The 11,172-nt window shown below is 49.7% G+C and carries 13 protein-coding genes; 5 read left to right on the top strand and 8 right to left on the bottom strand.

What is annotated here, in order from left to right; translation table 11 throughout:
- Window positions 1–309: 309 nt before the first annotated feature.
- Window positions 310–2,313 (bottom strand): molecular chaperone HtpG, encoded by a 2,004-nt coding sequence (gene htpG / locus Q8M98_07235; GenBank protein MDP3114555.1) that lies wholly within the window; start codon window positions 2,311–2,313, stop codon window positions 310–312.
- Window positions 2,314–2,440: 127 nt separating this feature from the next.
- The gene (locus tag Q8M98_07230) at window positions 2,441–3,715 is read right to left on the bottom strand and encodes an ABC transporter substrate-binding protein (GenBank protein ID MDP3114554.1); all 1,275 of its coding nucleotides are present in this window, start codon (window positions 3,713–3,715) and stop codon (window positions 2,441–2,443) included.
- A gap of 178 nt (window positions 3,716–3,893) precedes the next feature.
- Here Q8M98_07230 and Q8M98_07225 point away from each other — a divergent pair, with 178 nt between their 5' ends.
- Window positions 3,894–4,364 (top strand): flavin reductase family protein, encoded by a 471-nt coding sequence (locus Q8M98_07225; protein MDP3114553.1) that lies wholly within the window; start codon window positions 3,894–3,896, stop codon window positions 4,362–4,364.
- A 22-nt stretch (window positions 4,365–4,386) separates the two neighbouring features.
- On the opposite strand, the gene Q8M98_07220 is transcribed toward Q8M98_07225, so the two are convergent.
- Together Q8M98_07220 and Q8M98_07215 are read right to left on the bottom strand one after the other, a co-directional pair.
- Window positions 4,387–5,448, bottom strand: a complete 1,062-nt coding sequence (locus tag Q8M98_07220) for an AI-2E family transporter (GenBank protein ID MDP3114552.1) — start codon at window positions 5,446–5,448, stop codon at window positions 4,387–4,389.
- 22 nt (window positions 5,449–5,470) lie between these two features.
- Entirely contained in the window at window positions 5,471–6,706 is a 1,236-nt protein-coding gene (locus Q8M98_07215) for an OFA family MFS transporter (GenBank protein MDP3114551.1), read from the bottom strand.
- A gap of 147 nt (window positions 6,707–6,853) precedes the next feature.
- Here Q8M98_07215 and dinB point away from each other — a divergent pair, with 147 nt between their 5' ends.
- A complete protein-coding gene (gene dinB, locus Q8M98_07210) occupies window positions 6,854–7,924 on the top strand; it encodes a DNA polymerase IV (GenBank protein MDP3114550.1) in 1,071 nt (356 codons plus the stop codon).
- A 67-nt stretch (window positions 7,925–7,991) separates the two neighbouring features.
- On the opposite strand, the gene Q8M98_07205 is transcribed toward dinB, so the two are convergent.
- The 3 genes from Q8M98_07205 to Q8M98_07195 are packed head-to-tail and all read right to left on the bottom strand — an operon-like array spanning window position 7,992 to window position 8,680.
- Complete coding sequence (locus tag Q8M98_07205; protein ID MDP3114549.1) at window positions 7,992–8,198, bottom strand: hypothetical protein; 207 nt, start codon at window positions 8,196–8,198, stop codon at window positions 7,992–7,994.
- Between the two features lie 25 nt (window positions 8,199–8,223).
- Window positions 8,224–8,535: a hypothetical protein gene (locus Q8M98_07200; GenBank protein MDP3114548.1), complete on the bottom strand. Its 312-nt coding sequence runs from the start codon at window positions 8,533–8,535 to the stop codon at window positions 8,224–8,226.
- Window positions 8,513–8,680 (bottom strand): hypothetical protein, encoded by a 168-nt coding sequence (locus Q8M98_07195; protein MDP3114547.1) that lies wholly within the window; start codon window positions 8,678–8,680, stop codon window positions 8,513–8,515. Before Q8M98_07195 ends, Q8M98_07200 begins: the two co-directional genes overlap by 23 nt.
- 225 nt (window positions 8,681–8,905) lie before the next feature.
- Here Q8M98_07195 and Q8M98_07190 point away from each other — a divergent pair, with 225 nt between their 5' ends.
- The 3 genes from Q8M98_07190 to Q8M98_07180 are packed head-to-tail and all read left to right on the top strand — an operon-like array spanning window position 8,906 to window position 10,615.
- Window positions 8,906–9,313, top strand: coding sequence for a PriCT-2 domain-containing protein (locus Q8M98_07190; protein ID MDP3114546.1), 408 nt, complete (start codon window positions 8,906–8,908; stop codon window positions 9,311–9,313).
- On the top strand, window positions 9,303–9,953 hold the full coding sequence (locus tag Q8M98_07185; protein ID MDP3114545.1) for a hypothetical protein: 651 nt from the start codon (window positions 9,303–9,305) through the stop codon (window positions 9,951–9,953). Before Q8M98_07190 ends, Q8M98_07185 begins: the two co-directional genes overlap by 11 nt.
- A complete protein-coding gene (locus Q8M98_07180) occupies window positions 9,950–10,615 on the top strand; it encodes a phage/plasmid primase, P4 family (protein ID MDP3114544.1) in 666 nt (221 codons plus the stop codon). The genes Q8M98_07185 and Q8M98_07180 overlap by 4 nt, the downstream gene beginning before the upstream one ends.
- Window positions 10,616–10,962: 347 nt before the next feature.
- Here the strand turns inward: Q8M98_07180 and Q8M98_07175 are convergent, their stop codons facing one another.
- Window positions 10,963–11,157, bottom strand: coding sequence for a transposase (locus Q8M98_07175; protein ID MDP3114543.1), 195 nt, complete (start codon window positions 11,155–11,157; stop codon window positions 10,963–10,965).
- Window positions 11,158–11,172: the final 15 nt, after the last annotated feature.

The raw sequence follows: 11,172 nt of genomic DNA, 5'->3' as shown, positions 1-11,172 counted from the left end.
TAACCGAAGCCCACAGTGAATTATGCCGGTCTCTTACATGAGATACCTGTTTTCTGGAGAGCCGTATGCGGGAAAACCGCACGTACGGTTCGGAGGGAGGGGAGCCAGTAATGGATAACTCCCCTACCCCTATCATGAGGCGGCGTTTCATATCCGTCCGCCGGACTCATCTATGGTGAACCTGATCTCATGTCTCTTCTCTGATCTCTCTATTTCTCTGTGGTGAATTCATCAAATGAATTTCTCACCCCAAAAGGCACAAGGCGGTAACTATCACTACCGCCTTGATATGAGAGACTCTGGCTTCAATCAGAGATAATTTAGTATCCGGTTCGCCTTGGCGATGAAGGATTTGAGTTCCTTGCCGTTGAAGGGCTTCTGTTCCAACAGGGAAAGGTCGTGGATGTAGGAGCAAAGGGTGTTGACCTCGTCTTTTTTACCGTCTGCTTCCAGCTCCATGATCTTCTTGATGACGGGATTTTCCTGATTGACGACCAGGGTGTGATACTTGAGCATGTCCGCGTTGGCAGAGCGGTTGAGCGCATCCATGTCGTGCCAGCGGCGCATATATTCGCTGAAGACGATCATCGAGGGGATTTCAGCCGATTTCAGACTTTTGACCTCGATGGTGAGTTCCGTGTAAACATGCTTAAACATCTCTTCGAGCGCTTCGCTACCCAGTTCCTCACGCACAAAGAAGGGAATGTCATAAGGTTTGAGGATGGATTGCTCTTCCTTTTGGATGATGTATGGGGCGAGCAGACTCGCTGCCTGGGGGAATTTCTTGATGTATTCGCCATAGGCTTCCTTGCCGAAGGAGGCTTCCACGGATTGATTCAAGGCTTTGTAGAAGATCTCCTTGAGCTTGTCGGAATCCTTGCGGTTGTCCCGATCGACGAGCTCGGTCTTATCCTTGTTCACAAGCAAGTCGTTGACCTCGGAATCAATGCGGATAAACTCGATGTTTTCCAGCTTGGCTTCCAGGCGTTGAAAGAGATGGGTATCCAGCGGTGAGGTTTGAAAAACGACCTCGATGCCCTGTTCTTTCATGAGGTTGAGATAGCTCACCTGAGTGTCCTCTCCGGCGGCATACCAGATCTTGGTCTTGCCCTCGGTAGCTGAGTTGCGGGCTTTGTATTCCTCCACGTTGACATAGTCTCCGGCGGCGGTTTTGAAGATGACGATATCTTTCATCGCGTCGAAGAAATCGTCTTCCTTGAGCAGGCCAAACTTGATGAAGGTATTGATGTCTTCCCAATATTCCTCGTATTTCCTACGGTCATTTTTGAAGGTCTCGGTGAAGTGATCGGAGACCTTTTTGACGATGTATTTGCTGATCTTCTGCACCTGAGAATCGTTTTGCAGAAAGCTCCTGGAGACGTTCAGAGGTATTTCTGGAATGTCGATCCCGCCTTTGAGCAAGAGGAGAAACTCTGGGATCATATCCTCGAGGTTGTCCGCCACGAAGACGTTGTTGCAATAGAGCTTGACCTCTCCTTTGAAGAAATCCGGCTCGTTGCGCAACTTTGGAAAATAGAGGATGCCCTTGAGGCTGAAGGGAAAATCCACATTCAGATGGATCCAGAAGACTGGATCCGAATAGTCGTGAAAGACTTTTTTGTAGAATTCGATATATTCTTCTTTGGTGACATCCTTGGGCTTGCGGTTCCACAGCGCTTCCTTTTGGTTTATCTGCTTGCCGGAGAAGATGATCGGGTAGGGCATGAAATTGCAGTAGCGCTCCAAGATGCCTTTGATCTTGGTCTCTTCGGCATATTCGGCAGAATCCTCGTTCAAATGGACGGTGATGGTGGTGCCCACCTCCTTGCGTTTGCCGGCTTTCATGACATATTCCGTGCTGCCGTCACATTCCCAATAGGCTGCAACGCTGTCCGGGGCGGAGGAAAGGGAATCGATGGTGACTTTTTCCGCCACCATGAAGGAGGAATAGAAGCCCAGTCCGAAATGCCCGATGATGTTCGTCTGCACGTCTTTGAACTTGTTGATAAACTCCTCGGCTCCGGAAAAGGCGATCTGGTTGATGTATTTGCGGATCTCGTCGGCGTTCATGCCGATGCCGGTGTCGGTCAGTTCGATGCTTTTCTTTTTGGGGTCGAGTTTGACCTCGATTTTCATGTCCGCTTCGAGGAAGTTTTCGTCTGCATACTTGCGTTTGTTGATGGCGTCCACGGCGTTTGAGATCAGCTCGCGCAAAAAGATATCGTGTTGAGAATAAAGCCACTTTTTTATGATGGGGAAGATGTTCTCGGTATGTATGCTCAGGCTTCCCTTTTCTTGTTTCTTGTCTGCCATGTTCGGATCTCCTTGTTGGGTGAGTATCATTTTTAGAGATAAGATAGACGGGCGGGTGATTTTGTCAAGCAGATTTTAGCAGTCGTGAAAGCGGACTGCTAAAATGTGGCTCGATTCCTTTGGGAGATTACTTTTTCCCTGCGGCGATGAGTTGGGCAAATTTGTCCGCTGCCTGATCGAGGGCTTCTTTCGGAGAGAGTCTTTGCGTGATCGCTTGTTCAAGATAGCCCTTGAGCTCCGGTCTGGCTTTAAACCAGGCAGGGTTTTGGGGTTCGAAGACGGCATATTCAAGTTGATCGTAGATGCCTTTGAACTGAGGAAATTCGAGCAGAAAGTTTTTGATCACCGGGCTTTGCATGGCGCTACGGCGCACCGGCATATAGCAGGTTTTTGCGCTCCACTTGGCGGTCTGTTCGGTGGCTGTGAACCATTTGATAAACTCCCAGGCTGCTTTTTCACGTTTGGTATCTCCGCTTTTGAAGATGACGATGTTTGCTCCGCTGACGGCGCTTTTGTTTGTTCTGAAGGTGGGTAGCGGGGCATAACCGATGTTGAAATTGATCGGCTGCTGGCGCATGTGCGTGATGGAAACGCTGGAGCCTTCATACATGGCGACAATTCCCGCGAGGAAGTCGTTTTGGCCTTCGTATTCGCGCACGAGATAGACGGATTTGTCCTTGTACATCATATCCGTGATGTATGTGAGCGCTTCCACGCCGTAAGGACTATTGAGGATGGGGCGTTCGTTATTGTCGATGATAGCTCCGCCCGCTTGGTGGAGGAGGTTCACAAACTGCCATTCGTTCACGTTGTAATTCGTTCCATAGCGCTTTCGCTTGTCTCCTTCGGCTTCGTGAGTGAGCATCGAACAATAACGGCGAAACTCATCCCAAGTTCGCGGAAAATAGTTGGGATCGAGTCCGGCGCGGTAAAAATCGTCCTTGTTGTAGAAATAGGCACGCACGCTTTTATTGAAGGGGAAAGACCAGATATTCCCCTTGTAGGTGTTTGATTTGAGAAAGACGGGATACATATCCGCCAGGTCTGCCTCGCCAAAGTTTGCGTCCGCGGCGATGAGCTCATCGATGGGTACCAAAACTCCGGCATCGACGTATTTCGCCGTCCATGATTCAAAGACCTGGGCGATGTCCGGCTGCTTTTTTGCTTGAATCGATGCCATCAGTTTTTGGGAGAGAGCGGCGTAGCTGCTGATCGGATTGACGACGACCTCGATATCGTCGTGGGTGCGGTTAAACTCTCGGATCATCTCGTTGAGGGTATCTCCCAAAGGACCGCTTAGTCCGTGCCAGAAGGTTACTTTTGTCTTTTCGGATTGCAAGACCTTGCCGCATCCTCCGATGAGGAGCACGGCTAAAATCGTTAGGTTCAGGAATCTACGCATTTCATATCTCCTTGATATCGACGAGTTTGGTATTTGAAACATTAAGACGCCATAAAATCCACCCATGCTTATCCAGTCAACAGATTTGTGTATGGATGCGGATTCTTGACGAAGCTTGCCTGCGGTCAAAGATCAATTAGAATGTATATATCTAAAAATCCGAGGAGCCCGATAAAACATGAAATTAGTAGACTTGCCGTTTGCCTATGCCAAGGTGCATCTGCCTGCCAAAGTGGCGCTGGCGGTGACGCAAAAACCGGATGGAACTTACAACCTCATCACTCTTGAGTGGTTTATGCGCACATCTATCCAGCCACCGATGTTTGCCATCTCGATCGGTCATTCGCGCTATACACACGATTGTTTACAGGAAAACCGTTTCTTCAACATCGTCTTTCCCTCACCGGAACTGAAGCCGCTCTTAAGCTTTTCCGGCTCAAATACCGGACGTGAGATGGATAAATTTGCCGAGGGCAAGGTCGCTTCGTTCCCGGGGAAACTGCACAAACTGCCGATTTTGACCGATGCCGCGGCAAATTTCGAATGTGAGGTCGTCACTCAGGTGCGTAGCGGAGACCACACTATTTTTGTGGGTCAGGTAAAATACTCTTGGCTGGGCGAGGACAAGGATATGTTTGTCTATAAATAGGTTATAGATTCGATCCGCTCCATCAATTTCCGCTGATGATCGCCGAGATGATGTTCTTTTCGTCCAATTGCTTGAGGATGATATTGATGCCGGAGGTGATCGGAACGGCGAAGATCATGCCCACAATCCCCCACAGCCAGCCCCAGAAGATCAAAGAGATCAAGACCATGATCGGCGTCAGATTCAATCCATTTCCTTGAATCTTGGGTTCGATGATATTTCCGAAGAGCATTTGCGTGCCGATCATGCAAACGCTGAAGATCACCAGCCGTCCACCAAAGCCATATTGCAAGAGGCAGATCAGCATGGGCAGCAGGGAAGCAATGATGGATCCGATATTGGGAATGAAATTGAGCACGAACAGCATGATGCCCACCACGAGCACAAAATCAACTCCGAAAAACAGCATCAGGATCGCACCGACAATAGCCGTGGCGAGGCTGATCAGCGTCTTTGTGAAGAGATATTTTTGCATCTGGGATTGGATGTTGTATAGCATCGAAATGGTTTGGCTCTTTCGATCGGAACTGAGCACTTGGGTCAACCTTTTTTCCAGTTTCACGGAACCGCCCACGATGAACATCAGAAAGACCAGGGTCAAAAACAGATTCCAAAGCACGTTCATAAAGGTTCCCATCGTATCTGTAACCGTCTTGGTAATGGAGAATCCACTCGGTGACAAGAGTTTCGAGATATCAATAAGGGACAAGTTTCCCAAAGCCAGATTGGTCTGCGTCAGCCAGCTCTGAAAGCCCTGCCAAGTCTCCATAGTCGTCTGGTAGAACTTTTCCTGATACTTTGGAAAGCCCAGTATGAGGCTGTTTGAGGCTGCATAGACAATGAAGCTGAGCACAGCAAAAAAGGCGACGATGATCACTAACAGGATGAGAAAAGTCACCACCATAGGTATCTTCCGCTTTGATAGATAAGCATTCAGCGGAGCGAATACGAAGGAGAGGAAGATAGCGAAGATCAACGGGATAAAGATCGCCTTCAACGTCTTCAGGATGATCACGACCACTGGGATGGCGATGATGGTCAGCAGCAGCCTGATCCATCTTAGCTCTTTTTCAGATTCAAACATTTATCTCCCCTTTATCAAGGACTTACGATAGTTTATAGATATGGCGGATGAGGATCACGATCACGGTCGATAGCAAGGACAATATCCCTGCGATGAGCAGTGGAACTGTGTAGCTACCGGTCAGATCCCGAAGATAAGCTCCGCCTTGGATCGCGATCGCTCCGAAACCATAAGCGGAAAATACTATCCCATAATTCACGCCCAGATGCTCGACGCCAAAGCATTCCGACGTGAGCACCGGATAGAGCGCCAACGCCGTGCCGATGCCAAAACCGAGGATGACCGCCGCAATATTCATGGCGACGAAACTCACGACATAATATGGGAAAATCAGAAAGACCAAAGCCTGGCAGGTAAATACGAACATCATCACCCGCGGGATTCCGATGCGGTCGCTGATAAAACCAGCCATTGGACGGCTCAAACCGTTGAACAATGCGAAAAGCGATATCGGGATCGCTGCTTTGCTGCCGCTCAGCTTTGCCACTTCCTCACCGTAGGAAGGAAGTATCCCGATGATCAACAGCGATCCATAGACGATGAAGAGAAAGGAAGCCCAGATCATCCAAAACAGAGGCTTTTTGACCATCTGCCCCGGTTTCAGATTTGAGCGTACCATGCCGGTTTTATTCGGCAAATGCATTGCGCCATAGATATGCATATACCATTTGTCGGTGGGGAAAACCACCAACCTTGAGGCGATCAATGTTACCCCAAAAGTGAGCAGGGCGATGATGATGAAAGTTCCGTCCAAGCCAAGCTGCGGGATGATAATGTGTGCCTTGAGCGGTGCAAAGATAAAAGACGCTATCCCAAAACCCATCACTCCGAGGGAAACCGCCAGACCGGGATAATCCGGAAACCAACGGCGGATCGAAGGCGCCACACAAGAATAGGTGAGCCCGCAGGCGATCCCGCCAATGATTCCATAGCTGAGCACCAACCAACCGAGATTGGGCATACGCGTGATCAACGAACTCATCAGATTGGCGATCAGAAAGAGAAAGGCGCCAAGGACGATGATCCGCCGGGTGCCAAGCTTTTCCTGAAGTCGCCCCGCCGGAATCATCACGATCGCAAAAACCACCATGAATACGGACAAAGGAAGCATCGTAGCCGCTTTTGACCAGCCAAAGCTTTTGCCCATCGGTTCCACAAACACACCCCAAGAATAGGACAATCCTCCCATCAGGGCAAGTAAAAAACCGCCGAAGACAACGCTCCATCGCGAACCCAGGAATGGTCTATCGCTCTGCATCTCGCTCCTTAGACCGCATATTTCTTATTTACAAATACTTACAGCCTTATACATAGATATGCCATACGAGCTTTGATGTCAAGAGAAAAAGCATGATCAAGAGAAAATGCTTGACTTTATCGCCTTCGTCCGTCCTTGTGTCAACCCATGAAAAAGATCATCCACGTGGATATGGACGCCTATTTTGCCGCCATTGAGATCAGGGAAAACCCTTCCCTGAAGGGCAAATGCGTCATCGTGGGCGGCTCTCCGAACAGCCGTGGAGTGGTATCCACCTGTTCCTATGAAGCCCGGAAGTATGGCGTGCACAGCGGAATGTCCTCGCAGCAGGCATGGAAGCTATGCCCGCAAGGGATCTTCGTGCATTCCCATTTCCACCTCTATAAAGAGATTTCAGCGCAGATTCGCGAGATTTTTCACCGCTATACAGACCTCGTGGAGCCGATGTCCTTGGATGAGGCATATCTGGACGTCACGCATAACAAAATCAACGAACCATACGCAGTGAACATCGCCCGGAGCATCAAGGCAGATATCTTTGAAACAACCGGGCTGACTTGCTCCGCGGGTGTTTCTTACAACAAGTTTCTGGCAAAAATCGGCTCCGAACTGAAAAAGCCCGATGGATTATCCGTCATCACTCCCGAAAACGCAGAAGAGATACTTTTCAACCTGCCGATCGGGAAGTTTCACGGCATCGGCAAAGTGACCGCCGCAAAGATGAAAAAGCTGGGCATTCACAACGGCAAAGACCTTTATGGATGGGAGCTCCGCGACCTGCTCAAACGCTTTGGCAAGATCGGGATGTTCTATTACAACGTGGTGCGCGGCATCGACAACCGCGAAATCGTCACCGAATCAGACCCCCAATCCATCAGTTGCGAAAGCACCTTCGACAAAGACATCGCGGACGTCAATGAACTGATGGGAGAGCTACAGCGCCTCGTGGATCGCCTCGTCTCCCGTATGACATCCCAAAACATCAGAGGCAGAAACATCATCCTCAAGCTGAAATACGACAATTTCGAATATAACACGCGCAGTTGCTCACTGCCGGAAATCACCAACGAGAGAGACATCCTCTTTGAAATTGCCCAACAGCTTTTGGTCGCAAACTGGGACTCCGCGCGGAAGCTGCGCCTGCTCGGAGTGGGAGTGGGAAAGCTCGATTGCGGCGCTGGCGATTGGGAGCAGATCGAGATCGATTTTGAGCCGTAAACGACCGCTCTGATTGAAATAAAAAAAGCGGAGACCGAAGCCTCCGCCGGGTGATTGTTCTCCAAGATCATCGCTTGGTTTTGATTGCGACGTTTTTTGCGAGCCTTTTGATGGTTTCCCAACCGAGCGCCTTCAATACCCAGTCAAGGATGATCTCCATGATCATTTCGAAGAATACCTGCTCTTGATCTTCCGGTATAAGCGGAATATTGACCATGCGATTGACGCGAGCAGCAAGCTCCTTTGCAAGTGCCTTAAGCAGAGTTTGATCCATGATAATGCCTCGTTGAAGACGCACATCAGAGGGTGGCGGTCAGGTCGTCATACTTGCCGATCCGCTTGAGCAGACCGTTGTTGATGGCGTTTGCGACGGTGGCGATCTTCTCTCCGCCGGTCTCGATGTCCTCGATGGTCAAAGCTCTCAGATCGAGGTGCGGATCCTCGCTTTCAGCCCAAGCCCAAAGCAGCTTGTTCCAGATCGCAAAGGCGTTGGGCGGAAGCATTGATCCGGGCACGTTTTGCATGCCGTTGCGCTTTGCATAAGTCTTGAGATCAGTCTTGTAAAGGGCGTTGATCCCGTGGAAGAGGTCAGCGATGTTTTTGCCGAACACTGCCGATGGTTTTGTTTTGCACAGTGAGCGAGGGCATGACCCATCTGCGTCCGATGCAAAGGCGTCCGCTGCGATAGCTGCCATAGGTCATCTCGTCCAAGGTGCCCGAGTAGGTGGCGATGCCATACTTGAATTTGACTTTCATAAAGTCCTCCGGTTTGATATATTTGAGAGCGTCAATGCCCTCTATATATAGTGCCTTACGCGGCAGAGAGATGTTTGTTGGTGAACAGGTGAAGGATAAATTGAGAATTGAGAATTGAGAATTGAGAATTGGTGAACGGGTGAACGATAAATTGAGAATTGAGAATTGAGAATTGAGAATTGGTGAACGGGTGAACGATAAATTGAGAATTGAGAATTGAGAATTATGAGAGATGAGAGAAAAGACTTGGATTCCAGCCTTCGCTGGAATGACGGGTGCAGAGCCTGCTCACCCGTTCACCAATTCTCAATTCTCAATTTGCCGTTCACCGGCTCACCAATTCTCAATTTGCCGTTCACCCATTCACCCAAAGAAGAAGACTATGCCAGAGCCGAGGGCATCGTTCGTCAGCTTGCGCAAATCCGCATGGACTACCATGATTGGATCAAGCTCGGAATGGCATTATATGCGGGCTTTGGCGAGGGTGGCAAGACCTTGTGGGATATGTTCATAGACAATCCTCACTATCAAGACACGCAGCGCGAGATCGACAAAGCTTGGCGCGGTTTTCGCCATACCCGCAGTGTCACCATCGCCTCTCTTTTTTACATTGGAGAGAAATATGGCTGCTGATCCGACACCCCGCTTCGAGCCCCACCAGATATTGAATAGCGACGACGCCACGATCGCGGATCTATTCATCAGGCAGTTTGGCGAAAGACACCGCTATATCAGAGACAGCAGCGAGTGGATTCTCTGGTGCGAAGATCATTGGACAAGGGAATCCACCCATCAGGCGGTTTATGACGATCTCGCGCTGCTTAAGAGCATGCTCACGGCGATGTCTCGGGGAAATGGGCATTGCAGTCCGCTGGTGAAAAAGCTCTCCAACAACCGCACTCTAAACGCGATCTATTCCCACTTGTGCGTCTGCGGTGCAATCAGCATGAAAGAAAGCGATATGGACGCGCGTGCAAATTTGATCGCCTTTAATGGCGGCGTCTTTGATTGCGCATCGAAGCAGGTGATCACCGAGCCTGCCGAGATTCGCAGCTTCTATATGCTCAAACGGATGAACGCCTCGATTGAAGAGGGTGCGCGGTGTCCCCGGTGGAAAGCGTTTTTGGCGCGGGTTTTTGAGGATGACCAAGAGCTGATCGGTTTCGTCCAAAAGGCGGTGGGCTTGTCTCTGAGCGGAAATGTGCATGAAGAGCTGCTTTTTTCGCCCATGGCGGCGGCGCAAATGGCAAGACGACCTTTTTCGAGACGCTGAGGCGCATCTTTGCGGATTATCACCGCGAGATCGATCCATCCATCCTCATCAGTTCAAACCGGGCGGATCAGCGGATCGCTCTGGAAAATCTCGCCCGGCTCAAAGGCGCCAGATTTGCCACAAGCAACGAAATCTCCGACCGCGCAAGCTATAACGACATGATGGTCAAACAGCTTGCCAGCCGCGACGAGATCAGCGCCAAACGCATCTACAAGAGCGTGACGTCTTTCACGCCATCGCACAAGCTGTGGATCCGTTCAAACCACAAACCGGCTTTCAACGTCAATGACGGCGGGCTGCTACGGCGGATCTGTCCGATTCCATTCAATGTCACCATCCCCGAATCCGACCGTGTAGAACGCTATGAGGAACGGCTATTGGAAGAGAAAAACGCCATCCTGGCGTGGATCGTGGAAGGATGGATCGCCTACCGTGAACATGGCATGAACAAACCCGATCGGGTCAAAACCGCGCTCAATGAATATGTCCGCGAATGCGACACGCTCGCCCAATTCATCGAGGAAAACTATATGGTGGATATTGCGGCGTCAACGCCCCTGAAAAGCTTCACCACCGCCTACAATGAATGGCTGCACACAAACGGGCTACGGGGAGACCAATTCCCGCCGGGTCATGGACGAATTACGAAAACAGAGCTATGAGGTGCCCATCGGAGCCGGCAACAAACGCATTATTGCCCACCTAAAAAAAATCGAGTAAAACCATTGGGGTGAACGGATATGCCCGCCTCATGGAATGCCGACGTCCCCGTCGGCAACGAAGACGCGAATAATCCATAATCGAACGCCACCATACTCCGTTCTCCTCATGGAATTACCGACGTCCTCGTCGGTTTCAACGCGCAAGAACCGACGGGGACGTCGGTAGTTCCATACTCCAAGAGTTACTAAAGTTAGTCAAGTTAGTCATTTCTCTATTATAAATATATAAGAATTAGCTTAGGAGTTAATAATAGGAAACTGACTAATACAAAGTTTATTTTGTAATGTCATAAATCAAGATAACTGCAATGGCACAACGATGAAACAGTCTCGTTAGTCAAGTCTCCAAACACGTCTACCATGTGTGCCATCATTTGCTTGAGTGAATCGAAGACACGATTATGAATAAAGTGTGTTTTCATGTACTTCCACAATCTTTCAATCGGATTTAGCTCAGGTGAGTATGGAGGTAGGTAGATGATTTCGATATTGTCAGG

Source organism: Candidatus Cloacimonadaceae bacterium (genome assembly GCA_030693415.1).
GTDB lineage: Bacteria > Cloacimonadota > Cloacimonadia > Cloacimonadales > Cloacimonadaceae > JAUYAR01.
The sequence above is the reverse complement of the archived record's forward strand: the minus strand, read 5'-3'. Positions and strand labels throughout refer to the sequence as shown.